We start from the raw sequence: 24,132 nt of genomic DNA, 5'->3' as shown, positions 1-24,132 counted from the left end.
CTGCGCGGTGGCGAGCACCCCATCCGCGAGGCTCTCGCCGGGTTCGTCGGCTATCTCTGCGGAGGAACGGCCGCATCGGCGGCGTACAGACTGTCCGGCTCCTGGGCTCTCGCGGTGCCCACCTGGATCGCAGCGTGCAGCGGTAGCTACCTGACCGTCTGCGGGATAGCCCGACTCGCTGCCTCGCCGGTTTTCAAGAGGGTGGCCCGGCGTGCTCCCCGGCCATAAGCCGTGCCCCTCGGCTCGAGTACAACTAGGTGTGGGAGACAAGGAGTTGGGCAGGGGCCCTGCTTCTGCTCCTGAGAACAGCCGGAGCAGCGGGGTCCGGTAATCACTACCAGCCTTGGACGACGAGTACGGAGCGGTGAGCAATGACCATGCCCGGCGGCACCGGCAACACCAGTGGTCGCTACCCCATCCGGGGTGACTACTACGACAAGAATCTCTCGGAACAGCACCTGACCAACACCGTCACGATGGTGTGGGGCTCCGTGGGCGTGGTCTTCGGCGTGCTCTTCGGAATGGGGCTGTCGTCGCTCTTCGGACTGTCGACCGTATTCCGCGTCGTGCTGATCACCGCACTGGTACTCATCATCGGTGGAGGCACCGCATGGATCGCCCGCCAGATAGCGCGACGCGGAACGGAGGACAAGCGGGTCGCCCAGCTCCACGCGGAGTACGACGCCGCGGACACCGACTCCGCGGAGACCGACAGCACCGACAGCTCCGACAGCGATACGCAACGGGGCACTGAACGATAAGCGGCCGCAGCGGCTCGCTGAGGGCCCAGGCACCCTTCGGGTGCCTGGGCCGGCCTGCGGGGGTGTCTCAGTCAGCCGAGGTGTTCGCCCACCTGGGCAGGCAGAACATCAGGGCCCACATCAGGACGAGGAGGCCGCCGACCCACCACAGCACGGTGAGGAACGCGTCGCGGTTGAGTCCGGCGTCGGGCGATCCGCCGGTGGTGGCGAAGAACACCAGGGCGGTCATCGCGGTGCCCAGCGCGATGCCCAGGTGCATGGCGGTGTTGAACAGGCCCGAGGCGGCCCCGGCGTCCTCGTACGGGACCTTGGCCAGCGACAGGTCGGCGAGCGGGCCGCCGACCATGCCGAGACCGAAGCCGATCAGGACCACCGGAGCGGTCATGCCCAGCAGGGTCAGACCTCCCTGTCCTGCGTCGGCCTGGAACCCGTAACCGGCCATCGCGGCGAGCGCGATGAGGGCTCCGGTCTGGGGAAGGCGGCGGGCGAAGCGCCCGGCGCTCTTCGCCGCGAGCGTCGCGCCGGCCAGTTCTCCGAGGGAGAGCAGGACGAAGGCCAGGGCCGCGTGGACGGGGCTCATGCCCAGACCCCGCTGGAGATAGAGGGTCCAGGTCATGAAGAACAACCCGCACAGCAGGCCGTGCATCACCTGCGCGGCCATGCCGCCGGAGAACTGCCGCCGCTGGAAGAGGGACAGGGGCACGAGGGGTGCGTCGTCCTGCTTGCGCTGCTGGTGGCGCAGGAAGGCACCCAGCGCGAGGACGCCTGCGGCGAGCATGGCGAAGCACCACAGCGGCCAGTGATGCAGGTGCCCCTCGGAGAGAGGGAAGACGATCAGGACGATGGCCAGAGCGGACAACGCCATGCCGGTGAGGTCGAGCCGGTCGGCCTTGCGGGCGGTCGACTCGGGGATGACCTTGCGCCCCAGGACCAGCACGGCGAGCCCGACGGGCACGTTGACCAGGAAGACCGGCCGCCACGACAGTCCGAACAGGTCCGCCTCGGTGAGCAGACCGCCCAGCACCGGGCCCAGCACGTTCGCGATGGACAGGACAGCCCCGTACAGACCGAACGCCTTGCTGCGGCTCGCGCCGTCGAAGGTGACATGGATGGTGGCCAGGACCTGCGGAATCATCAGCGCGACGCCCACGCCCTGGACCAGGCGGGAACCGACCAGCACGCCCGGCCCGGCAGCGAGCCCGCACAGGAGGGAGCCCGCGGTGAACACGACGGTGCCGATCAGGAGCAGCCTGCGCCGGCCGTAGAGGTCGCCGAGACGCCCGCCGGTGATCAGTCCGACGGCGACGGGCAGCGAGTAGCCGGTGGTCAGCCACTGCACCGCGGACGGGCCCGCGCCGGTCGACTCCTGGATCGCGGGCAGCGCGGTCAGGGTGACCGACTGATCGAGAAGGTTGAGGAGCTCGGCGCCCAGGAGCACCAGGAGGGCGATCCGGGCGGCCAGGGCCGTTTTCGGGTGGTGGGGTGCTGGGTGCTTCGAGGTCTGGGTGGTGTCCTGCGGCTCGTTGCCGAGCGCGGAGGAAGACAAAACAGGGGACTCCTGATCCAAGGACCGGGGAGCCCTGCCGGCAGCCGCACCGGAGCCGGAGAACACGAAACCCGGGGCAGACGGCAGAGCTGCACCCGGGAAAGAAAACTGCGGGAAGGGTGGCGCACCTCAGGCCAGCGCGACGTCCGCCCCGGACACGTGCGACAACACAGCACGTGGGGACACGGACGGCTACATGGCCCGGTTAATAGGTCGCCACCTCAAGATCACACAGAAGAAACAGGATTCCGGTCACTGCCACCGACACCTCGGCGCAGGAACTCACCCACTGTACGACAGCCCCTACCCCCGCCACACACCACTGGCAAACCAGCCCCGGGACGGATCGACCACGCTCGGCGCCGAGCCTTCCACTGCCAGAAACAGCCCTTTGCCCGAGCAAGATCAAGGCAGTACGGCCACCACCCGCGCATCGAAGATCCAGAAGTCTCCTTCGGGCAGCCGCAGTTCGTCCGCCGTGGCGCGCGGGAGCACGCGGATGACCTCGCCTGCCTGGCTGTTCCTGCGGGCGTTTTCGAGCAGGTAGCGCTGCCCCTCGGTGGGCGGCTCGTCCAGGATGCGCACCCGCTCGAAGCGCTTCCCGAGCGCGGACTGCTCCCGCCGGTTCCGGCACCAGGGGTCATCCAGGCCCCACGTCACGGCCCCGGTGCGTACGAACTCGGCGTACGCGCCCGTCTCCTCGTCCGATGCGTACCGGCACCGGACCTCCAGCCTCCACGCCGAGCGCCGAGCGAGGTGAACATTCCGCCCAACTCATCGAAGGTGATCCACTGAGGGACGTGCACGGACTCCTTGGGCCCGAAGTCCGCCAGCAGCTCCCCTGCCCACGATCCGAATGCGTAGGGCCACGCCTCGCCCCTGAGGGGACGTCTCATGTGGACGCACAGTAAGAGAGAAAGACGTCCCACTACAGGCATGCTCGACAGATCCGCTCACAACCTCGGATACGGGACTGGCAGCACCAAGCTACGAGCCCGTTCCGTGCGCCCCGGACCGCTGCACAGATCTGGTCCGTGACTGGACCGTGAGCAGAAAGGGCGCCTCCCTGCCGGGAGACGCCCTCAATGACCTGCTACGTCGCCGGCCTGCGCGGAGGCGGTGGGATTTGAACCCACGGAGACATCGCTGCCTCGACGGTTTTCAAGAGCGTCGAGCTGACGGCCGCTGCGACGCTCTGACCTGCGCCGGAGCTGTCCGGTGGCGCTTCATGGCCGCTCCTGGCCCACACATGGCCCAGAAGATGCCCACTGCGCGCTCATGGCACTTGGGTCCGAGCCCGCCCCGTCTCGCTGGCAGAGACAACCCCACAGGTGCGGGTACCACCTGCGACATCTCGCCGGGGACTGGCTCTGTTCACGAGTCACCTCGCGGGTTCTCCCTAGATGAGTGTCGGGGGCCGCTGCGGGCCGAGCGTCGCGGTCGCTCACCGCCGCTCCGGCTTGTTCACCCTCGCTCCGCTTGGAGCGTCCCACCTGGATCAGCCGCTTAGCTGGCGGCAAGGGGTGCAGCTATCGAAAGGAGAACGGGCCAACGAGCGCTTGAATGTTAGCCGTTGCGCTACAGGAAGCGCCGCCGAGATTTGAGCAGTGTCGCCGGTACGTTTGCGAGGAGCCGTGTCACCAGTCGCAACGAGACGACGCTCCTATGACGCGTCTGGCGGCATGTGAGGGCTGAGTGGGATGTACGCAGACGGGTGCCATGGGGCCGTCGGCGTGCCGTCCGGGTCCAGGCCATATGGCCATATCTCTCTGAACGTTTTCCAGAGCCAGCCTTGGCCAGCGGCGTCGCCTTGGCCAGCGGTGTCGCCGAGGTTGGTGGCGTACCGGAAAAGAATGTCCGCGCCATCCTGATCTCCGGCCACCTCCCGCCTTATCGCCAGCTCGTACAGGGCGTCGGGGTTGCCGTGGTCAGCGGCTTGTTTAGCCAGGGCTTCCGCTCCGTAGCGATCTCCGGCCTCCTCCCATCTCACCGCCAGCCAACGCAGGGTGTCGGGGTTGCCGTGGTTGGCGGCTTGTTTAGCCAACGCTTCCGCCTCATCCTGGTCTCCGGCCCGCTCCCGTCTCACCGCCAGCTGATGCAGGGCGCTGGTGATGCCATGGTTGGCGGCGTAGCGCAGAAGAACGTCCGCGCTGTCCTGATCTCCGGCCACCTCCCGCCTTTCCACCAGCCAGTGCAGGGCGTTGGGGTTGCCGTGGTCGGCGTCTTGTTTGGCCAGGGCTTCCGCGCCGTCGCGATCTCCGGCCTCCTCCCGCCTCACCGCCAGCCAGTACAGGGCGTCGGGGTAGCCCCGGTTGGCGGCTTGTTTAGCCAACGCTTCCGCCTCATCCTGGTCTCCGGCCCGCTCCCGTCTCACCGCCAGCTGATGCAGGGCGCTGGTGATGCCATGGTTGGCGGCGTAGCGCAGAAGAACGTCCGCGCTGTCCTGATCTCCGGCCACCTCCCGCCTTTCCACCAGCCAGCGCAGGGTGTCGGGGTTGCCGTGGTCGACGGCTTGTTTAGCCAACGCTTCCGCCTCATCCTGGTCTCCGGCCCGCTCCCGTCTTTCCGCCAGCCAGCGCAGGGCGCTGGTGTTGCTGTGGTCGACGGCTTGTTTAGCCATCGCCTCCGCGCCGTCCTGGTCTCCGGCCCGCTCCCGTCTCACCGCCAGTTGGTACAGGGTATTGGGATGGCCGTTGTTGGCGGCTTGCCTGGCCAGGGCTTCCGCGCTGTCCTGGTTTCCGGCCCGCTCCCGTCTCACCGCCAGCCAGTGCAGGGTGTCGGGGTGGCCATGGTTGGCGGCTTGCCTGGCCAGCGCTTCCGCATCGTCCTGATCTCCGGCCTCCTCCCGCCTCACCGCCAGCCAGTACAGGGCGTCGTAGTGGCCGTTGTTAGCGGCTTGCCTGGCCAGCGCTTCTGCTCCGTCCTGGTCTCCGGCCTTCTTCCGCCTCATCGCCAGCCAGTACAGGGCGTCGGGGTTGCCGTGGTTGGCGGCTTGATTGGCCAGGGCTTCCGCGCCGTCGCGATCTCCGGCCCGCTCCCGCCTCACCGCCAGCCAGTGCAGGGTGTCGGGGTGGCCATGGTTGGCGGCGTAGCGCAGAAGAACGTCCGCGCTGTCCTGATCTCCGGCCTCCTCCCGTCTTTCCACCAGCCAGTGCAGGGTGCCAGGGTGGCCATGGTCGACGGCTTGCCTGGCCAGGGCTTCCGCGCCGTCGCGATCTCCGGCCTCCTCCCGCCTCACCGCCAGCTGGTACAGGGTGTCGGGGTGACCGTGGTCAGCGGCGCGGTGGCGAAGGTAGTGGGCCCACTGCAGGCGAAGACGTCTCTCAGCTGCCTCGGTGAGGTGGTGCAGGTCGTCGGGGTGGGTGAGGTGAGTGAGAGCAGCGTGCCAGAAGGATGCAGGTGGGCACAGGTGACGGCGGTTGGTGCGGCCATGTTGTTCGAGGTAGTCGGCGAGCCGGAACTGCGGCCCCGCTGGCTGCGGTGCCACCGTTCCGGCGGAAGTGGTAGGGGTGGGCGGACGCCGTGTAGGGCGGGGGATGGTGCGGCGCAGCGGTGCCTGCTTGCCGTGGACGAGCTCGGCGAGTTCAGCGTAGGACCGTTCTGCCCAGTCGTCGGTGAGCTGGTCGTAGTCGTCCTGACTGAGGTAGTCGGTGGTGGCGTCGGTGAGGAAGGTCTGCGGTAGGTGGAGGCCGACGCCGAGGCGGCGCGCGTCCATCGCAGCGTGCAGCAGGGCCTGGGCGGCTGGGCTGGCGTGCTGGTAGCGGCTGAGGAGTTCGGGGGCGCCGGCCAGGTCCTGGGTGATGCGCCCGTCGGTGCGGGCACGGGTCAGGGCGTCGGCCAGCAGCAGGTCACCGTCCTCGGCCAGGGCGGAGGCCGCGGCCAGGGCCGAGGGGCCGAAGGTGTCGGGGACGGCCAGGATGTGCCCGGCAAGCAACTCCCGTAATCGGCTGTGCAGATCGGGCCCGTCAGGTGTGGGCAGGGCTGTGTACCGGGCGGCGTATTCGGGCCAGAGTGTGCCCAGCACGAGGACGGGCCCGCGCTCCGGGCTGGTCGTGAGGTGGTGCAGGGCTGCCGCGATCTGCTCGCCCACCGCCCGGTCGCCGAGGTAGTGCTGGGCTTCGTTCAGCCACACCACCGTGCGGGGCCGGACGTAGTGCAGTTGCTCCAGTGCGGCCTGTGCCCGGGTCGGATCGAAGGGATGCCACAACCGCCACCCCTGCTCGGCAAGAGGCTGGACGGCCTCCCAGCACGCCCGTGTCTTGCCCGTGGACGAGGTGCCCACCAGCACCACCACCCGGCTGCGGCCGGCCATCGCATCGCGGACCGCTTCGGCCAGCGCCCGGTCATGTTCGCGAGACACGTATCCAGGTAACGCCCGCTGCGCGCGCGGTTCGGCGCCCGCGGCGCTTGTGCCGGGACCGGCAGGATGGACCTCCAGGTCATGCGGCTCCCACTCGCCGATCGGACGGCCCGGCCCGTCTGCGGTGACCTCGCCTGCCCCCTGCGTCGCGGTCCGCTGCAACTCCAGCAGTTCCTCCACCGGCAGCTCCAGTTGGCGGGCCAGGGCTGCCACCGTCTCCGCAGACGGCGCGGGTTTCTGGGGCGAAAGCGCCTCCGACACGGTGGTCCGCCCCAGATCTGCCCGCCGGGCCAGCTGGGTCTGGTTCAACCGGGCACGGGCCAGCCCGTCGGCCAGTCTGCTGCGCAGTTCGGCGAGTGCCGGGCCGTGGCCGTTCTGCTCGTTCTCCATGTGCCCCCCGGAACCTGGTGTGTTCGACGGTGTTCATTCTCCCGTCGGCGAACCCCGGCGCACACCGATTCCACGACCTTCGACCACGTCAACACCCCACCACCCACCGGGAGTCCGTCGTGGCCGTTGTCCTTCTGAGTATCGCCCTCGTGTTCGTCGTCGCCCTGCTGGCCGCCGTCGGCGCGGGCAAACTCGCCCGTCTGGACGGCGCCACCTACCCCGCCGCCCTCACCCGCGCCGCCACCGCCTTTACTGCGGTCGTCACCCTCGCCGCCACCGTCACCGCGGCCCTCGCGGCACTGCTCCGCTGACCGCCCATCCGAAGTGGTGGAACCGCAGCAAGGCCCCGGAGGCCCCGAGCGCTTCCGTCTCTGGGGTAGGTGCCGCGGGTGCGTTCAGCGGGACGCGGTGCGTTCGAGGGCGTGGCGGGCCTGCTCGATGCTCTCGCCGGTTTCTGCGGCGCGGCGGCGGGCGAGCCAGGCGATGTCGCGGGTGCGGGAGATGTACTGGGGTGCGTGGTCGGGGCAGGCGAAGAGGTTCTTGTCGGGGCCTGAGCCGCTTGCCACCGCGCGGATGAAGATGACGTCGGGGCCGTGGGCGTCGCAGTCGACGCAGGGGCCGAGGGAGTAGCGGGGGCTGTCTGGTGTGGTGTTCATCCGAATGCCTCCGCGGGGAGAGGGCCGACGTTTCCGAAGGCGGCGCCGAGGGCGACGGGGTCGGTCAATGTGCCGGCACCATCGGGCTTCTCCAGCCAGCCGCGGCCGTGCGCGTAGTGGTCGGGGGAGGGGCAGGGCAGCGGCCAGCCGGGAGTATGCACGGTGAGCTGTCCGGCGAGGTCGGCGAGATGCTGCTCGGCGTCCAGGGGCAGCAGCCACCAGGCGCGGTCGGCCTCGGCGTAGCCGAGCACCGGCCCGAGCTTCCCGGCCGGGGACAGGCGGCTCATGGCGCGGATGCTGCGCAGCAACGGCGCCTCGACCGCCAGCCAGCCGCTTCCGGAGGGGATGCGGGCCAGCTCTCCGCGCTGCCACTGCGTGAGGACGGCGCGCGGGATGTCGGCGTAGGCGGCGAGCCAGATGGCCCCCGCGGAGGCGTCGGCGTTCACGAGACACCGTCCACGGGGCGGGCCGCCTCCAGCGCCTGGCGCAGGTGGTCGGCCTCCACCAGGGGCGGGCGTACGCACATGCGGGGCGGGACCACCCAGCGCACCGGCCACATGATCCCGTCCAGGCTGCCGGGCAGCCCGAAGCTGTTGCCGCGGCCGAGCGCCTCGCTCTCGGGTTCCTGCCAGTTCTCAGTGGTACCGATGGGAACGAGGAAGTACCAACGGCAGGTGTAGCGGGTGGCGGCGACCGGGCCGCACGCGCTGCCGGTGGCGTCGACGAGGTGGGCCGCGGCCTGGTCGCCGAGGTCGCCGTCGATCACGACAATGTCCCACCACGTCCCGGCTTCGACCGCGCCATACTGGTTTTCCAGAGGCAGCCACGCGGGCCGAATGCCCGTCACTGGCTGGGGTGTTGAGGTCGCCATGGCCGGAACCGTAGGGAGAATCAGGATTCTCCCTCCTGCCTGATTCTCGAATATTCGCCTCTGTGCCCTGGCGATTCCCCGTCTTGCTCACGCGAGTTCGAGGTGCGCGCGTGCCCGTGCGATGAGCCGGTGTGCCTGTGCGCCGTAGACGGCCGAGCTCGTCAGTCGCTCCCACACGCGCCCGTAGAGGTTGATGTTCTCCCGGTCGTCCAGCCACAGCTCGGCGTGCCAGTCCTCGACGATCACCAGCCGGTCGTCGTACATCCAGAACCCGTTGGCCGGCGGAATCCGCAGCGGGGCGCTGAGCGGCACGATCCCCAGACGGACGGTGTCGAGCCCGAGGACGCCGGAGAGGCGGTCCAGTTGGGCGGCGAGCACGGCTGGTGGGCAGACCGCGGCGTGCAGGGCCGCCTCCCACAGCACGATCTCGTACCGGCGGTTGGGGTTGTAGAGGTCCTGCTGTCGCTGCACGCGGGCGCGCACGGCGTCGTCCACGTCCCGTACGGACTGCTGAAGCTCGACATACCGGGAGAAGATGTTGCGCGCGTACTCGGGGGTCTGCAGCATCCCGACGACCATCGCGCTCTGCCAGGCCCGCATGACCTTCGAGCGTTCGTACTCGACGGTGAGGATCTCCTGCACGGGGCGGTGGCCCGCTGCCAGTTGCCGCCGCCAGGAGCGGGAATGGGACTCCAGGCCGCGCAGCCGTGAGACCAGTTCTTCGGCGGCCTCGGGATGGCCCGTCGCTGTCGCCCAGGCGGACAGGTCGGCCTCGGTGGCCGTCTGCCGTCCGGTCTCCAGCTTCGAGACCTTCGACTGCGGCCACTCCAGCCGCGCGGCCAACTCACGGCCGGTGGTGTCGGCGCGCAGTTCGCGCAGCCGCGCGCCGAGCGCCACCCGGGCCTGCTGGAAGTCGGTGCTCACACGGCCGAAGCTATCCCCTACGCCTGGTCGTAGGGGACGGAGTGGTGCCAAGCCGCCTCGCGGGCCTGGCAGTAGCGGACCACCTCCACCGGTTTGGTGACCAGCTCGACGCCGGTGATCGTGTCGGCGGCGTCGAAGTGCAGTACGGCCACGACCCGCGCATCGAAGATCCAGAAGTCTTCTTCGGGCAGCCGCAGCTCGATCGCCGTGGCGCGCGGGAGCACGCGGATGACCTCGCCTGCCTGGCTGTTCCTGCGGGCGTTCTCCAGCAGGTAGCGCTGCCCCTCGGTGGGCGGCTCGTCCAGGATGCGCACCCGCTCGAAGCGCTTCCCGAGCGCGGACTGCTCCCGCCGATTCCGGCACCAGGGATCATCCAAGTCCCACGTCACGGACCCGGTGCGCAGGAACTCGGCGTAGGTGTCGGTCTCCTCGTCCGAGGCGTACCGGCGCCGGGTCTCCAGCCTCCACGCCGAGTGCCGCAGCGAGGTGAACATGCCGCCCAACTCGTCGAAAGTGATCCACTGAGGCACGTGCACGGGCTCCTTGGGCCCGAAGTTCGCCAGGAGCTCCCGGGGCACGACGACCGCGCCCTCGCCCTCTTTCAGGTTGCGGAGCTGCGCGAACTCGTCGGGATCGGTAACGGCGTCTCCCTGGACGAGGTACTGGTCTGGGCCGTCGACCTCGTACAGCGTCGGACACCCGTCGTTCCCCGAGCCGCTGCCCACGATCCGAATGCGTCGAGCCATGCCTCGCCCCTCTCGCGGATGTGCTGCACTGCTCAGCACGGTAGAGGGGACGTGCCCCCTCGCGTTCGGGGATTGGGGAAACCCGCGTCGGGGCTCTGCCCAGGGGACTCACCCGCATGCCCTCGCAGCGCGCGTGCACATCGCCGTCGCTGCTTACAACGGGAGCATGAACCTCCTTCCGCGGAGCTCGGACTCCGCCACACGCTCCATAACGACGCCACGGCGTCGTATGGCCGCCCGGCTCGCCCTTGTCACCGCCGCGGCCGCGAGCCTGTCCCTGTCCATCCCGGCCGCGACCGCCACGCCTCCCGGGCCCAACGCCTCGCGCGCCGACGACACCAACCTCGTCAAGAACCCCAAGTTCGAATCGGAACCCATGCTGGCCAGCCTTTGGAGCAGCAACGCCAAGCTCAAGGGCTGGCGCGGCATCGGCGAGGGCTACGACCTGCTGAGCGCCAAATTGGCCAAGCACCCCAGCGATATCCAGGCCGTGGACTTGGGGCCGAATTTCACCGGCGGCGGCATCCAGCAGGACCTCAAGGTCAAACCGAACACCCGCTACGACCTCATCTACCAGCACAGCCCCGATGCCTGGGTGAATTGCACAGCGGACCAAGACGTCTCGTACAGGGTGGAGATCGCCAACGAGGACGGTGACACCCTGCTGTCGAAAAAGCTGGCGCCGCGCAAGGCTGACGGAAAGACGGCTGACTGGGTGAGGGTGGCCTACACCTTCCGCGTCCAGGACAAGCACATCACCCTGAGGTTCGTCGGCAACAAGAGCTACTCCTGCCAAGCGGCCATCACCAACGTGCGCGTCCGCCCGGAAAAGTGACCCGCACCCCTGATCGCAGAAGGCGACCTCATCCCGTCCGCCGCACCCCATGGGTCGCGGCGGACGGGCGTCTCCCGCAAGGGCCCTCCCGGACGGGCTTTCATCCAGCCCCAGTACCCCGCCCGGGGCTTCCCAGGTGCCGTTGTCCGCGCGGCGGATGGCGAGGACACGGCCGTCATCGCGCACTACTACGCCCGCGACCGAGACCGAGTGCAGCGACACAGGCACCCCCTCCTGGCCAGCGTTGGTGATCACTGACCGCTTCGAGCTGGCCCGCGCTCGGTGCTCTCCGGTACGAGCCGACTGGTGAAGCCTGCGTCGCAGAGCCGTTCGTAGGCTGCGGCCACCTCGTCGGGCACTTCCTGCGCGATCATGAAGCCCTGCGCGGGGTAGATGATCAGCCGTTGCAGGGCGCCGACGAGCATGTCGATGACCAGTCGCGCGTCCCCGAGGGAGTCGACGTACTCCTCGAACGTCATCGGCGTCGACGCGCTGACGATCTCAACTTCCGGCCACAGCTTGCGTGCTGTGGCGTACGCGCGGCGCTCCTCGTACGGCTTGCTGACCAGCAGGACCGACTTCACGTCGATGCCGGCCTCGTCGAGGAGGGCGCGGGAGAAGCGGATGTTCTCCCCCGTGTTGCGGGCGTTCGGCTCGGCGAGCACGTTCGAGCCGGGGACGCCGAGCTCCAGCGCTCGCTCGCGGTAGTGGACCGCCTCACCGCGCGGCATGCGCTCCCTCGTCGTCGGGCTCGTCGCGCCCGTGAAGACGATGAGCGGAGCCATGCCGCTCTGATAGAGGCCCACCGTCGTGTCGGCCACGCCCAGGTCGTGACTGCCAAGACCGACCGCCACAGAGCATGGCCGCAGCTCGTGATGCATCTGGTGGAAATCCCAGATGAGACGGGCGTCTGACCAGCTCTGCGTCGAGATCACTTCTCTTCTTCTCCGGCCTTCGTCGAGTCAGGGACCTTGAAGTCGTACGCCCACGCGAAGCGCGAGGCAGCGTGCACCCCGATGGCGAACTCCACCACGGTGCCATCCGCGGTGTACGTGGTGCGGTGGAGTTCCACGACGGGCTCGCCCGCGGGCAGCCAGAGCTGCTTGACCTCGTCCGGCGTCGGTACGCGCGCGAACAGCTCTTCCCGCATGTGGTCGATCTCGTACCCGGCGTCATACAGCACGCGGAAGCCGCCGCCACGACCCGCAGGGCCGGGCGTCGGGTCGACGAGGCGCGTTCCCTCGACGTGTTCGGGCCGGTAGTAGCTGGTCAGGGTGTGCGTGGGCTGGTCACCCTCCTTGACCAGGCGGGAGCGCGAGTAGACCTCGGAACCAACCGATACGCCCAGCGCCTCCGCGACGGGTGCCGGCGCCTCTACGCGGCTGATGGTCTGCGTCTGCTCGTTGCGCTTGTACGTGCGCCCGGACGCCACGCGATCGGCGATGAACGCCACCTCGTCGCCGTCGCGCCACTTGGCCTTGTCGTACCGCTCGATCCCGATGCGCTTCAGCGGGACCTGCGGCCGGACGACCGTCCCGTGGCCGCGCGACGAGGTGACCAGCCCTTCGGCTTCCAGCGCCTTGTAGGCGGCGTGGACGGTGGCCTTCGAGCCCTCCCCCTCCTCGACGAGATCGCGGATGTACGGCAACTGCTGACCAGGCGTGTACTCCCCGCTCCGGATCTGCTCCGCCAGCTTGTCCGCCAGCTCTCGCCACTTGGCTGCCATGCCGGGCTCCTCTCGACCCCTCAAGTGAAACACAGCGCCACATAGTCCTAGGACTGTTGACAGTCCTAGGACTACAAGGCAATGTATTCACCGGTCGCCCGCAGTCCTAGGACAGCGGAGCCCCGGAGGACCTTCTTTGTGCTGCTCCGGGCGCGACCAGGGGTTCGGTCATGCCGGGCCCCGAACAGCCCGGAGGGCCTTGTGACAGGGGTCCGAAGGAAGTGCTGGCTCTTTGACAACTGGAGATGTGCGCGTTGCCGGGTGACAACCCCCGACATGGCCTTCCACGCGTTGGGAGGTGAGCGGGGAGGTGAACCGGCGAGTGCCTGCACGTGGGGTGCGGCGCGTACATCCATCACGGCGGCCGGGGAGGCCGGAGACATCCCCGGACGCGCGGTGGTCATCGGGTTGTCCCGATGACCGATTGAGCGAGCGGTGCATCCCCATACCCAGCTGCGGCTGGGCAGATGGGCGCGATGACCTCTTACCGGGCGTATCGGCAAGGGCGGCACACAGGCACCTGGAGAGGGCCTGTCGGGATGCCGCACCTGCGAAGGCAGCCAGGGGAGTTGATGGGCCCCTTACGGCTGCCCTCGTCATGCGGGCAGGACCCCTCGCGGCTTCGGCCGCCAGCGGTCTGCCTGTCCGTTTGATGAGCACACAGACGCGCCGCCCGGGACTGGACCTCCCAGGCGGCGCTGACAGGCACCTGATCTGGAGGCACCTGTGATCACCAGCATGGCACGCCGCTGCTGGGCGGCGAACCCCACCGATTCCGACCCGGACCCGGACGAGGCCCTGCGCCGCGTCCTGAGCGGGGGTGGGACCCGATGAACTGCACTTCCTGCGGCGGTACGGGAGGCCGTACCGAGGACACCAGCTCTGACGGCGTGAACCGGCAGACCTGGCACCAGTGCACCACCTGCAGTGGCTCCGGGGTGGTGGCGCAATGACCGACGAGCAGCACAAGCAACTCGACGCCGAGGTGCAGCGCCGCAACGAGCAGTCGCAGCAGGACGCCGCAGCCAAGGGCACCGGCGGCCGTTGAGCGAGGCGATACGGGCCCGCGCCGCGCAGCACGCCGCGGCGCGGGGCCTGGCACGTCACGGCCCGGCCCACCCGGCCGCCCGCGCGCTGCTGTCCGCGGCGGCCGGCGCCGCTGCCGCCGCCTTTGCGAGCGGCCACCGGGTCCGTGACATCCATCCACTGAACCGAGAGGACACCCAGCAATGAACGTGCTGCCGTTCACCACCCACCAGCGCAGCAACCCCAACATCTCCGAGGACGGCCCGAGCGCGGTCGAACTGGACGCCATCGAGATCGAGTTGCCCGTCATCGAGGCGGAAGTCGAGCTGCTGGACGCGTACATCGCCACGCTCGACCGCATCCCGTCGCAGCTGGACGCGCGGCGCATCCGGCGGGCCCGCAACAAGGTGCTGGCCGCTCGCCGGGAGCTGGCAAACTCCCCCGGCTCGGACGAGGTGGCCTGATGGCGGAGGAGTTCGCCGCGCAGATGTCCATGATCCGGGGCCGTTGGCGCCTGTACGTGGCGCTGCTGAACACCACCGCGCGCTGGCCGGAGCACAGCTTCGAGCGGACCGCTCCGGTGCCCACGTTCACCGAGCGCGTGAACGCGCTCAACATGCTGGGCTTCGAGCCGGTGGCAGACGCCGAGTGGGAGTGGACCGAGTACAGCGAGACCCCCGGCGACCCGGCCTCTGCGGTCTGTCTGATAGCGGCGACGCGGGTGCGTTCACGGTCGGGGGTGGTCACGTGAACGCCGTTCATCTGCGTTCGGCGGAGCGCGCGTTGTCGGTCGGTACGTGGCTGATCGTCGCGGGCGCGATGCTCTACTCGATCCTCACCGTGACCCCGCTGGCTGCCGCGCACACTCCTGGCGAGTGGGCCTGGACGGCGCCGATTCTGCCGCTGGTGGTGGATGCCGCCGTGGTGATCGTGGTCCGCCTCGATTCCGCTCTGGCGCGGCTCGGTGGGCACGGTGGCTGGTGGCCGGTGGTCCTGCGCTGGATGACCGGCTGCATGACCCTGGCCCTGAACGTCGCCGACTCCGCGCTACAAAAAGACCTGGTGGGCGTGGCTGTTCATGCGGTCGCGCCGCTGCTGTTGATCGTCACGGCGGAGACCGGTCTCGCCTACCGGCGGGCCATCGCCGCTGCGGTCGCTGAGCAGGAGGCCAAGCAGCGGGCGGAGCGCGAGGCCCGTGAGCGCAAGGCCATCGAGCGGCAGGAGGCTGCCGACCGCCGGGCCCGCGAGGAGCGCGAGCACGAAGCGGCCCTCGCCCGTGAACAGCGTGACCATGAAGCGGCTCTGGCGCGTGAACAGGCCGAGCGCGAGGAGGCCGCGCGGCGCGAGGAGCGCGAGCGCATCGAGGCCCAGGAGCGGGCCGAGCGGGAAGCGCGTGAACGCCGTGAGCGCGAGCGTGAACAGGCCGAGCGGGAGCGTGAACGCCGTGAACGCGAAGCCGCACAGCGCCGCGAGGCCGAGCGCTGGCAGCGGGAGGAAGCCGCGCGCCGTGAACAGGCTGAGCGCCAGGAGCGGGCCGAGCGTGAACGCGCTGCGCTGCTGAACGCAGGTCCTGCCGAGGAGAAGCTGCCCGAGGACCGGGCCCGGCAGATCGTGGCCGCTGCTTACGCCTCGGAGCTGCCGGTGCGCACGGCCGCTGAGCTGTGCGGCTGGTCCATCGGCTGGGTCTCCACCCGCTACCAGGAACTGCGCGATTCCCAGACCGTCCCCGTCCTTGAGGGAGCTTCCGCATGATCGCCCTCGTTCGCACCCGCACCCTGAACGCCCTGCGTACCGCCCTCGCCAAGGCTGAGGCGGAGGCCGCTGACGCCCGTGCCGAAGCCGAGCAGCAGCGGGAGGCAGGCGAGATCGCCACCGACTCCTCGATCCGGGCGGAGTTCGCCGTGGCGGAGCTGCGCGCCGCGCTCACCCGCAGCACGGCGGATGCGGCCCGGCTGGAGGGGGAGCTGGAGACGCTGCGCGCCCAGTCCGTGCTGGATACCGAGGACCGGCAGGCGCTGCGGATGCTGCTGCGCACCGCCCGCAAGCAGTCCGCCCGAGCCCAGCGCGTCTACGTCCTCTTCCGCCGGGGCGCGCTGCACAGCGTGCGCGCCACGCCGGAGGCGGCGGAGTCCGCTGCCGAAGCTGAGGGTGCGGACCGCTCGGCCTGGACCTCGCACACGCCGGGCGCCGCGCTGCCCCCGGCCTCCGAGGTCCTGTGGCGGGTGCAGCCGCTCCCGCTCGGAGGGGCCCGATGAACGCGCACATCCAGACCAGCCACGGACGTAAGGAGATCTGCATGTCCCGCACGCCCCTCTCCGCCCGCTCAGCCCTGGTGACCTGGGGCCCGGTCGTGGTCCCGCTCCCCATGGCGGCGTGGTTCGCCTGGAACCTGACCACCGACTACGGGCTCTCGACCTCCGCCGCGCTCGCCATCGGTGCGCTGGCCTGGGTCGCCTACGGCCGCATGGCGGAAGTCGTCATCGAGCACCTGACCGGCACCACGCACCGGTGTCCGAAGAAGGGCTGCACCTTCAGCGTGCGCCTCACCGGCACGGACGCGGCGGAGTCCCGGCGCTGGCAGGAGGTGGCCCACAGCCACCCGCATCACACCAGCGTTTGACCAACCCAACTCACCTCAGCTTCCACCAGGCAGGCGGCCCTTGCGGGTTGCCTGCCTGCCGAATGACCAGCCCGTTTCCCTCTGGAGAGGACCCGGCATGACCTGGCACCGCTACAGCGCCGCCGACCGGGAGCGGATCGCTGCCGAGCACGACGCGTACGCCGACGGCCTCCTCAACGTCGCCCGCCACCTCGATGCCAAGGGCCACACGGACGCCGCAGACATCCAGCGCAACACCTCCCAGGCCGCTCGCGAAGTCGCGGACGCGGCCCGGGAGTCCAGCGACCGCCTCAACGAGATCGTCAACGGCTGACCCCATCCCGCACCTGCTCCACCTGCCTGTTTCCCTGCTTGGAAGGAGAGCCCATCGTGGCTACCCCGCAGCGTTCCGTCCGCGCCGTGCCCACCCCGACCACCCCCTCCTCGTCTTCGTCGTCGGGGCCGCGGGTGGACAAGGCGATCAACAAGTCCCGGGCCTTCAGCCCGTCGGTCAACCCGACCGTGAACATCTCCGTCCTCAAGGGCGGCACCGAGGCCCCGCCCGCCAAGGCCGGGCAGAAGGGCGCCCCGGGCGGCGACTTCCTCTCCAACGAGGACATCCGCGCCTTCTGCGAGGCCGGGCGCAAGGACTCCCGCCAGCGCGCGGTCGAGCGCTCCCTCGACGCGGAGATGCTCGAAGGGCGCCTGCGCAACATCCCCGACACCACCGGCGCCATGTCCGGCGCCCGCGCCCGCGCACGGCGGGTCACGCGGTGGCTGAAGCGGATCGCGCAGGCGGAGAAGATGATCGCCAAGTGGTACGCCGCCCTGTACTCCGCCTTCGAGCGGGAGTACGAGGCCGAGCTGATGCAGATCGGCAAGGGGCGCCACCAGCAGAAGCCGCACAGCCGCTTCGGGTGGCGGTGACGTGCTCGACGCCTACGTCGCGGCCGTGGCCGCGCTCCTCTTCGCCCTCTACCTGCGCATCCGCTGGTACGTCCTGCTCGGAGACGGACTGGCGATCGCGGGCGGGCTCTTCGTCCTCTATCTGATCATCGCCGCCCTCTAGCAGTGGCCTGGCCCGCCCCGAGAACGCTCGGGGCGGGCCCTTCTCTCCTCCCCAGCACCGGCTTGACCTGGAGTGACACCGTGTCCGACAGCCCGAAGAACGACGCCTGGAAGGCGCTGAAGTCCCCGCACGCCCGCCCCTGGCTGGCCATGGCCGGGGAAGTGCCGGCCACCTACGCCGCGCACGCCGCCTGGGGCGACCAGCCCCTGGTCGCCATCGGCATGACCCTCGCCTCCGGCGCCCTGACCGCGGCCACCTGGTGGGCGGGGAAGAACACCACCGAAGCCCGCCGCGTGCACGCAACCGCCACCACCGCGGCGGCCACCGGTTACCTGACCACCGCGGCCTTCACCGACCCGCTCGGCGCTACGCAGTTGGCGTGGCTGGCCATCGGCGGCTCGATGGTCGCCGCCTCCTGGAACGTCCGCAAGGCCCTGCGCGCCAACCCCGAGACCGCCACGGCCGAGGGCGCGGACACGGGGGTGCTGACGAAGAGCCTGGGCAAGGCGAAGGCGAAGCTGCGCGGGGAGCCGAAGGTCGAGCCGAACAAGGTGACGGCCGGATACCAGCTGGCACCGGGCGAGTTGACCAACGCCGACCTGGGCAACCGGATCAACCACATCGCCTCCGAGCTGGGCATCTCGCCCAACTCGATCCGGATCAAGCCCGATCCGGAGAACGCCGCCCGCGGCGAGATGGTCTTCGTGCCCGAGGACATGCTCAAGAAGCCCACTCCGTGGCCCGGCCCGCGCAACCCCGGCGGCTCGATCACCGAGGCCATCGTGCCCGGCATCTACGAGGACGGCGCCGATGCCGAGCTCTGGTTCCCGTGGGATGAGAAGAGCGGCCGGAACGCCACCCACTACCTGACCGCCGGGATGAACGGTTCGGGGAAGTCGGCCGGTCAGTCGGTGGTCATCACCGAGGCACTGACCCGCCGCGACGTGATCGTGTGGGCGGTCGACCCGTCCAAGGGGCAGCAGACCTTCGCCCCGTTCCTCCCGTACCTGGACTGGGTGGAGATGTCCGCCGCCGGGGGCGAGGCGATGATCGACGCCCTCTCCGAGGTCATCACCGCACGGGCCGACACGCTGGGCCGGGCGGGGTTCAAGAACTGGACTCCGGACGCCCACGCCGAGCTCGGCATGCCGTACATGGTGGTGTGGATCGAGGAGGCCGCGAAGTTCTTCCGGGACGGCACCGAGATGGAGGGCCTGGTCATGGAGGCCCGCTCGGCCGGGATCTCCGTCATCATCTCCCTCCAGCGCCCGAGTTCCACGTCCATGCCCACGGACGTGCGGGAGCAGCTCGGCGGGGTGCTGTGCTTCGGGGTGAAGGGCGGCACCACCGCCGACATGGCCCTGCCCGACGACGTACGGGATGCCGGCGCCCGCCCGGAAGCCTGGGAGAACCGCAAGCCCGGCTACGCCTACCTCGTCGCCCCCGGCGTCGAGGAGGAGCGCTACGCCACCCCGCTGCGTACCTACCTCATCGACGACGACCAGATCGAGGCCGCGCTCGCCAACGCACCGCGCACTCCGGCCGACCCGGTCACCGCCCAGGCAGCCGGTGAGGCGTACGCCAACCGCACCGTCTACGGCGCTGACACCGCGCCCACCAGCACTGACACCGCTGACACCCCGGAGGCCGTGGTCATGAGCAAGGACGACAAGCAGCAGCAGGACGAGGCCCTGCTGGAGCGCCAGATCAACCGCGACATCACGACTCGTCTCGGAGATGGCGACGAGGGCGACGATACCGGGCTGAACGCCGACCCGGATACCGAGATCCCGGCCGTTCAGGCGGGGCAGGTGTGGGCGTTCGCCACCCCGGACCCCGGCGAGGACGAGGACAAGTCGCTGGAGGAGGCGGAAGCCGAACTGCTGCGCGTGCTGGACGAGTGCCGCGAACGGAACCTGGAAGAGGTCGGGCCCCGGCACTTCCAGCCCCACGGCCGCACCGGCCGCTACGGCCGCTCCCGCGCCTGGCTCTCCGAGCGCCTCAACGAGCTCGCCGACGAGGGCATCCACATCGAGGAGACCGAGACCGCCGGCACCTACCGGCTGCTCTACCCCACCCTCGCCGCCGCCTGACACCTCGCTGACACCTCCGCTCACCTGCGGTGACACCCGCTGACACCCCCGGCTGACACCCGCCCCCCTCGCCGGGCACCGCAACGGGTGTCAGCGGGGTGTCAGCCATGCCGGAAGGGGTGTCAGCCGGGGTGCCAGTGGGGGTGTCAGGAGGTGTCAGAAGGGGGTGTCAGCTCGCGCGCGCACGCGCGTTGACCTATAGAAACCGGCTCTCCGGCGCCGCTGACACCCCCCTGGGCTGACACCTCCTGCCTGTTCCGACGAGCCGAGGAGGGTCCTTGTGGAGACCCCGTACGAGATCACCACCCTCACCCGCACCACCCAGCCCACCCCGCACACCGCCGTGTGCCACCCGCCGCTGGCGCCGCAGGAGATCCCGCCCGGGGTCGAGCTGGTCACCCTGCCCAACGGGGTACGCACCCTCGCCTACACCCAGCCCGCGCCGCCCCCGGCCGCGCCGCAGCCCGCTCCGGCGCAGGCCATCCCGCGCTGGGCCAAGACCACCGCGCTGCTCGCGCCGACCGTCGGCATCGGCGTCGGCGCGGCCGGGGTCGGCCTCTCCTACGCCGCACCGGGACTGATCGCCATGAGCCACGCCCTGTGGGCGGCCGTCGCCCTCATCGCCACCAGCGGCCTCGCCGCCGCGGCCCTGCTGCGCGCCCGGGGCCGCGCCACCCACATCAGCCAACACGTCACCGCCACCGGCCTCTTCGGCCGCGCCAACGGCACCATCCACCACCAATGAGGAGCACCCCTGTGGCACGCCTGCGCATCCTCTACACCGACTGCCGCCCCGGCCTCGTGCTCACCGACACCCCGCGCCCGAACTGCTGGGCCTGCGGCGGCGAGGGCGGTCACTGGCGGGACTACGGCGACCCCGAGACCGGCGAATACGCCGGTACCGAGTGGGACCCGTGCCCCTGCTGGGACGACACCCGCGTCCGCACCCTGCTGCCGCTCCCCCGCATCCGCCTGCCCTGGCGCAAGCACAACAGCGGCGGCTACAGCGACGAGCCGCCGTTCTGACAGCGTCCGGCGAGGTGGCCGGGCCGTGGATGTCGGCACCCCTGGGCCGGTCCGCGAAGAGTAGCTTCGCGGATAACTTGCTCGCCCTCGGGCGGGCGCGCGAAGACCGTCTTCGCGGATAACTTGCTCCGCCCCCGGCCGGACACTCCGAGCCTCCAACTTGCTCGTGTCTCGCGCGACCGATCTTCGGGCCGTGGCTCACGGCGGGCGAAATATAGCCGCACATCGCCGGTTAGCCAAACCGGCGTTTCTCCGGATCCTCGTACTTGGCCCCGGTCCTCCCGCCCTCGGGAAGGTCCGGCCGAGCCGCGGAAGCGTAGCTTCCGCCCCAACTTGCTCCCCCGGAGCGACCCGCCTCTCGCCAAAGACGTCGGGCCGCCCCGGTCTCCCCTGTCCTCAACAGACCAGGAGGTCTCCAGCATGACCCAACCTGCCGTGATCCGGCGAGACCCCTTTCGGGCCTCGCTCCAAGAAGAGCACCAGGGCACCGCCCGGCGTCTCGCGGCCGAGGGCCTGCCGGTGCTGCCGCTGCGCAGGGGCAAGGTGCCGTTCGGGAACTGTCCGGCGTGCGCGCAGAACGCCTGCGGCGGTCGGCCGAACATGAAGAAGCCCGGCTCCTGCGCCTGCCCGGCGCCGTGCCACGGCTGGGCCGCCGCCACCACCGACCTCGGGGTCATCAACTCGTCTGCCTGGGCGCGTGCCTGGGGTGAGGCGGCGGCGGTGGCCTACCACCCCGGCGGCGCCGGTCTCACCGTCCTCGACCTGGACCACGCCGACGCTGTCGAGTGGGCCCGCGCCACGCTCCCGGCCACCCGGACGGTGTCCTCGACCCGGGGTGAGCACTGGATCTACCGGGGCGCGATGCCCTCGGCAAACGCGGTCCGGGACGGCGTGGACATCAAGTCGGCCATGTCCTACGCGCGCTGGCTCGGCCCCGGCGCTGGCACCACGGCCACGCTGCCGGAGACCGTGCGCGCCCTGGTCGTGAAGGAGCCCTCCGCCAGCTGCTCGACGCCACCGGCCGTCGCCGCGCTGACCGGGGGCGGGGAGTGCCGGCACCGCACGCCGGTCTATCTGGAGCGCGGGATCGCGATGGCCGAACAGCGCATCACCGAGGCCAACAGCGCGGTGCACGCGACCGTCTACCGCACCTTCCTCGCCGTGCTGTCGGCTCACGGCCGGTGCGGCTGCCTCACCGAGGCGCACGTCGCGCGGCTGTTCACCGCCGCCCAGGCCAAGGGCGAGACCGCCCGGCACTGCACCGACGCGTGGGCCAACGCCCGTACCAAGTTGGGACTCTGAGCATGTCCGAGGACGAGAAGACCCCGGCCCGCGAGGTCATCACGGACTACGCGCAGGCCCACTTCCGCTACTTCCGCACCGCCGACGGCACCGTGTACGCGCAGCGCAACGGCCAGCCCATCGCCCGCCCGATCCGCTCCCAGGGCACCTCCGGCAGCCACCGCCAGGAGCTCATGGTCGGCCTCCACCGCGATGGCCTCGGTGTGTTCAGCGGGACCGCGCTCAAGGAAGCGCTGGACCTGATCGAAGCCTTGGCGATGACCGAGGAGGTGCAGCCCGTGCACATCCGCGTCGCCCCCGGCGCCGACGGGGCGACGTGGCTGGACCTGGGCCGCGCCGACGGCCAGTCGGTGCGCATCCACCCCACCGGCTGGGACATCCGCACGCCCGATCCGCAGGAGGTGTGCTGGCGTCGCACCCAGCTCACCGGCGAACTCCCCCTCCCGGCCAAGGACACGAACGGCAAGGGCATCGACCTCCTGCTGCGGCTGTGCAACTTCGCCGACGCGGAGACCGAGTGCCTCGCGATCGCCTGGCTCATCGGCTGCCTCGGCCCGTCCGTGCCGGTGCCCGCGCCGTTCCTCACCGGCCCGCAGGGCGCGGGGAAGTCGACCGGCGGACGCATGCTCACCAGGATCATCGAGGGCATGGACGGGGACCTGCGGCGGGCGCCGAAGGACGAGGAGAACCTGATCGCGGCCGTGGCCGCCGGGTGGGTCACCGCCCTGGACAACCTCTCCCACCTCACGACGGACATGGCCGATGCCATGTGCCGCATCGTCACCGGGGCCGAGGACGTCAAGCGGGCCCTGTATACCGACGGGGACGTGGTCCGCGCCCGCTACCGCCGGCCGCTCCTCATGACCGGCATCGACGTCGGCGTGGTCCGCCCGGACCTGGCCGAGCGCCTGCTGCCGCTGCGGCTGGAGCGCCCGCGGGTGCGGCGGACCGAGGCCGAGCTGTGGACCGAGTTCGAGGAGGCCCTGCCGGTCATCCTCGGCTCGCTCCTGGACCTGACGGTCAAGGTCCGCGCGGCCGAGGCCGAGACGCCCACCGACCTGCGCATGGCCGACTTCGCCCACCTGTGCGCCCAGCTCGACGAGGCCACCGGCTTCGGCTCGCTGGCCGCCTACCGGGCCAGCCTGGATGACCTCAACGACGACGTCATCGAGGGCGACCTCCTCGCCCAGACGGTCCTGAAGTACGCCGCCGGCCTCGCGCCGGGCGCGGAGGAGCGGATGACGTCCTCGGAGTGGCTGCACTGCCTCACCCGGCTCTACACCGGCGAGGACTGCCGACAGCTCCCCAAGGGCTGGCCCACCACCGGCAAGGTCCTCTCCGACCGCCTCAAGCGCCTCCAGCCCACCCTCGCCGCCCGCGGCGTCCAGGTCGACTGGGGCCGCACCAACAGGGCCCGCTACATCGAGATGCACCGGCCGCCGGACCCGCCGCCGTCCCACGAGCAGGGGCAGATGCTCTGATGTCCCGGCCCAACAACCGCCGGGCGCAAGGAAGAAGAGCACCACACCCCGGGTGCTCCTCTTGCTCTTCGGCGCTTGCGCCGCCCGAAGGACGCGCCGCGAAGCGGCTCCTTCTTCGCTCTTGAACGATCGCCCAACAGGAAGACTCCCCTCTCTTTTCCGAAGAAGAGAGATCCTGCGTCACCCACGTCACTCACGGGCGGAAAACCGCCTCTGACCTGCCACTACGGCAGTGACGCAGGACGCCCCCGGCTGCGTCACCCCGCGTCACTCGCGTCACCGGTGACGACAGCCCCCGCGTCACCCGTGACACGCCCCGATCTCCCTGTGTCACCCCAAAGCCCCAGGTCAGCTTCGCGCATGACGCGGGTGACGTGGTGACGCAGAAATCCCGCCCTCGGACACAACCGCCGCGAGAAAGGAACACGGCCCGACATGGCCAAGGTCCAGCACCTCAAGCTCTCCGAAGTCCTCGAAGAGATCGGCCAGAGCCGCGCTGCCTTCTACCGCATGCGCGCCCGTGGCCAAGCGCCAAAGATCTCCAAGCTCCCCAACGGCCAACTCCGCGTGAAGCGCACAGACCTGGACGCGTGGTGGGAGAGCTGCGAGGAACGCGCCGCCGCCTGATCAACAACCAAATATCCACCCGGGGGGGCCCCCCGCCGCGGGGCCCCCATGGACGCGGGAGCAGGGGCCCCGTCCGCGGTGGGCGGGGGACCGT

At 70.3% G+C, this 24,132-nt stretch carries 27 protein-coding genes and 1 pseudogene; 17 read left to right on the top strand and 11 right to left on the bottom strand.

Annotation, left to right across the window (positions count from 1 at the left end; all coding sequences use genetic code 11):
* The first annotated feature begins 371 nt into the window (after positions 1-371).
* Positions 372-761, top strand: a complete 390-nt coding sequence (locus tag ABEE00_RS21940; protein WP_345747321.1) for a hypothetical protein — start codon at positions 372-374, stop codon at positions 759-761.
* A 67-nt stretch (positions 762-828) separates the two neighbouring features.
* Here ABEE00_RS21940 and ABEE00_RS21935 read toward each other — a convergent pair whose 3' ends face one another.
* The 3 genes from ABEE00_RS21935 to ABEE00_RS21925 form a co-directional block, all read right to left on the bottom strand.
* Positions 829-2,307, bottom strand: a complete 1,479-nt coding sequence (locus ABEE00_RS21935; protein WP_345747320.1) for an MFS transporter — start codon at positions 2,305-2,307, stop codon at positions 829-831.
* A 405-nt stretch (positions 2,308-2,712) separates the two neighbouring features.
* Positions 2,713-3,039 (bottom strand): DUF6879 family protein, encoded by a 327-nt coding sequence (locus tag ABEE00_RS21930; RefSeq protein ID WP_345747503.1) that lies wholly within the window; start codon positions 3,037-3,039, stop codon positions 2,713-2,715.
* A 931-nt stretch (positions 3,040-3,970) separates the two neighbouring features.
* Positions 3,971-7,057 (bottom strand): tetratricopeptide repeat protein, encoded by a 3,087-nt coding sequence (locus tag ABEE00_RS21925; RefSeq protein ID WP_345747319.1) that lies wholly within the window; start codon positions 7,055-7,057, stop codon positions 3,971-3,973.
* Positions 7,058-7,176: 119 nt separating this feature from the next.
* Here ABEE00_RS21925 and ABEE00_RS21920 point away from each other — a divergent pair, with 119 nt between their 5' ends.
* Complete coding sequence (locus tag ABEE00_RS21920; RefSeq protein WP_345747318.1) at positions 7,177-7,368, top strand: hypothetical protein; 192 nt, start codon at positions 7,177-7,179, stop codon at positions 7,366-7,368.
* Between the two features lie 84 nt (positions 7,369-7,452).
* Here ABEE00_RS21920 and ABEE00_RS21915 read toward each other — a convergent pair whose 3' ends face one another.
* The 5 genes from ABEE00_RS21915 to ABEE00_RS21895 all read right to left on the bottom strand — a co-directional run bounded on the left by ABEE00_RS21915 (position 7,453) and on the right by ABEE00_RS21895 (position 10,254).
* Positions 7,453-7,713 (bottom strand): hypothetical protein, encoded by a 261-nt coding sequence (locus tag ABEE00_RS21915; RefSeq protein ID WP_345747317.1) that lies wholly within the window; start codon positions 7,711-7,713, stop codon positions 7,453-7,455.
* Entirely contained in the window at positions 7,710-8,159 is a 450-nt protein-coding gene (locus ABEE00_RS21910) for a hypothetical protein (protein ID WP_345747316.1), read from the bottom strand. Before ABEE00_RS21910 ends, ABEE00_RS21915 begins: the two co-directional genes overlap by 4 nt.
* A complete protein-coding gene (locus ABEE00_RS21905; protein ID WP_345747315.1) occupies positions 8,156-8,584 on the bottom strand; it encodes a hypothetical protein in 429 nt (142 codons plus the stop codon). Before ABEE00_RS21905 ends, ABEE00_RS21910 begins: the two co-directional genes overlap by 4 nt.
* Before the next feature lie 87 nt (positions 8,585-8,671).
* Positions 8,672-9,508, bottom strand: coding sequence for a helix-turn-helix domain-containing protein (locus ABEE00_RS21900; protein WP_345747314.1), 837 nt, complete (start codon positions 9,506-9,508; stop codon positions 8,672-8,674).
* A 17-nt stretch (positions 9,509-9,525) separates the two neighbouring features.
* Positions 9,526-10,254, bottom strand: coding sequence for a DUF6879 family protein (locus tag ABEE00_RS21895; RefSeq protein ID WP_345747313.1), 729 nt, complete (start codon positions 10,252-10,254; stop codon positions 9,526-9,528).
* Positions 10,255-10,483: 229 nt separating this feature from the next.
* On the opposite strand from ABEE00_RS21895, the gene ABEE00_RS21890 reads away from it, so the two are divergent.
* Entirely contained in the window at positions 10,484-11,089 is a 606-nt protein-coding gene (locus ABEE00_RS21890; RefSeq protein ID WP_345747312.1) for a DUF642 domain-containing protein, read from the top strand.
* A 63-nt stretch (positions 11,090-11,152) separates the two neighbouring features.
* Here the strand turns inward: ABEE00_RS21890 and ABEE00_RS21885 are convergent.
* The 3 genes and pseudogenes from ABEE00_RS21885 to ABEE00_RS21875 form a co-directional block, all read right to left on the bottom strand.
* Positions 11,153-11,344: pseudogene (locus ABEE00_RS21885) on the bottom strand (NUDIX hydrolase); the annotation flags it as partial.
* Positions 11,341-12,024 carry a YdcF family protein gene (locus ABEE00_RS21880; RefSeq protein WP_345747311.1) on the bottom strand — a complete coding sequence of 228 codons (684 nt, stop codon included), beginning with the start codon at positions 12,022-12,024 and terminating at the stop codon, positions 11,341-11,343. The gene ABEE00_RS21880 and the pseudogene ABEE00_RS21885, both read right to left, overlap by 4 nt.
* On the bottom strand, positions 12,021-12,815 hold the full coding sequence (locus tag ABEE00_RS21875) for a GntR family transcriptional regulator (RefSeq protein ID WP_345747310.1): 795 nt from the start codon (positions 12,813-12,815) through the stop codon (positions 12,021-12,023). Before ABEE00_RS21875 ends, ABEE00_RS21880 begins: the two co-directional genes overlap by 4 nt.
* A 1,229-nt stretch (positions 12,816-14,044) precedes the next feature.
* On the opposite strand from ABEE00_RS21875, the gene ABEE00_RS21870 reads away from it, so the two are divergent.
* The 14 genes from ABEE00_RS21870 to ABEE00_RS21805 all read left to right on the top strand — a co-directional run bounded on the left by ABEE00_RS21870 (position 14,045) and on the right by ABEE00_RS21805 (position 24,038).
* Positions 14,045-14,305 carry a DUF6284 family protein gene (locus ABEE00_RS21870; RefSeq protein ID WP_345747309.1) on the top strand — a complete coding sequence of 87 codons (261 nt, stop codon included), beginning with the start codon at positions 14,045-14,047 and terminating at the stop codon, positions 14,303-14,305.
* Positions 14,305-14,592, top strand: a complete 288-nt coding sequence (locus tag ABEE00_RS21865; RefSeq protein WP_345747308.1) for a DUF6303 family protein — start codon at positions 14,305-14,307, stop codon at positions 14,590-14,592. Before ABEE00_RS21870 ends, ABEE00_RS21865 begins: the two co-directional genes overlap by 1 nt.
* Entirely contained in the window at positions 14,589-15,593 is a 1,005-nt protein-coding gene (locus tag ABEE00_RS21860; protein WP_345747307.1) for a DUF2637 domain-containing protein, read from the top strand. Before ABEE00_RS21865 ends, ABEE00_RS21860 begins: the two co-directional genes overlap by 4 nt.
* On the top strand, positions 15,590-16,096 hold the full coding sequence (locus ABEE00_RS21855) for a hypothetical protein (protein WP_345747306.1): 507 nt from the start codon (positions 15,590-15,592) through the stop codon (positions 16,094-16,096). The genes ABEE00_RS21860 and ABEE00_RS21855 overlap by 4 nt, the downstream gene beginning before the upstream one ends.
* 41 nt (positions 16,097-16,137) lie before the next feature.
* Positions 16,138-16,461: a hypothetical protein gene (locus ABEE00_RS21850; RefSeq protein WP_345747305.1), complete on the top strand. Its 324-nt coding sequence runs from the start codon at positions 16,138-16,140 to the stop codon at positions 16,459-16,461.
* Positions 16,462-16,558: 97 nt separating this feature from the next.
* Positions 16,559-16,774 carry a hypothetical protein gene (locus ABEE00_RS21845; RefSeq protein ID WP_345747304.1) on the top strand — a complete coding sequence of 72 codons (216 nt, stop codon included), beginning with the start codon at positions 16,559-16,561 and terminating at the stop codon, positions 16,772-16,774.
* 56 nt (positions 16,775-16,830) lie between these two features.
* A complete protein-coding gene (gene traA, locus ABEE00_RS21840; RefSeq protein WP_345747303.1) occupies positions 16,831-17,367 on the top strand; it encodes a plasmid transfer protein TraA in 537 nt (178 codons plus the stop codon).
* 1 nt (position 17,368) lies between these two features.
* On the top strand, positions 17,369-17,509 hold the full coding sequence (locus ABEE00_RS21835) for a hypothetical protein (RefSeq protein WP_345747302.1): 141 nt from the start codon (positions 17,369-17,371) through the stop codon (positions 17,507-17,509).
* Between the two features lie 80 nt (positions 17,510-17,589).
* Complete coding sequence (gene traB / locus ABEE00_RS21830; RefSeq protein WP_345747301.1) at positions 17,590-19,602, top strand: plasmid transfer protein TraB; 2,013 nt, start codon at positions 17,590-17,592, stop codon at positions 19,600-19,602.
* A gap of 280 nt (positions 19,603-19,882) precedes the next feature.
* The gene (locus ABEE00_RS21825; RefSeq protein ID WP_345747300.1) at positions 19,883-20,347 is read left to right on the top strand and encodes a hypothetical protein; all 465 of its coding nucleotides are present in this window, start codon (positions 19,883-19,885) and stop codon (positions 20,345-20,347) included.
* Between the two features lie 11 nt (positions 20,348-20,358).
* The gene (locus ABEE00_RS21820; protein WP_345747299.1) at positions 20,359-20,628 is read left to right on the top strand and encodes a hypothetical protein; all 270 of its coding nucleotides are present in this window, start codon (positions 20,359-20,361) and stop codon (positions 20,626-20,628) included.
* Positions 20,629-21,048: 420 nt separating this feature from the next.
* Complete coding sequence (locus tag ABEE00_RS21815) at positions 21,049-21,930, top strand: bifunctional DNA primase/polymerase (RefSeq protein ID WP_345747298.1); 882 nt, start codon at positions 21,049-21,051, stop codon at positions 21,928-21,930.
* Between the two features lie 2 nt (positions 21,931-21,932).
* Positions 21,933-23,411, top strand: coding sequence for an ATP-binding protein (locus ABEE00_RS21810; RefSeq protein ID WP_345747297.1), 1,479 nt, complete (start codon positions 21,933-21,935; stop codon positions 23,409-23,411).
* A 435-nt stretch (positions 23,412-23,846) separates the two neighbouring features.
* Positions 23,847-24,038: a helix-turn-helix transcriptional regulator gene (locus tag ABEE00_RS21805; protein WP_345747296.1), complete on the top strand. Its 192-nt coding sequence runs from the start codon at positions 23,847-23,849 to the stop codon at positions 24,036-24,038.
* The last annotated feature ends 94 nt before the right edge of the window (positions 24,039-24,132 follow it).

It is taken from the genome of Streptomyces odontomachicola (assembly GCF_039605595.1).
Taxonomy (GTDB): domain Bacteria; phylum Actinomycetota; class Actinomycetes; order Streptomycetales; family Streptomycetaceae; genus Streptomyces.
Note: the sequence above shows the minus strand (reverse complement) of the source record. Positions and strands in the feature narration are given on the sequence as shown.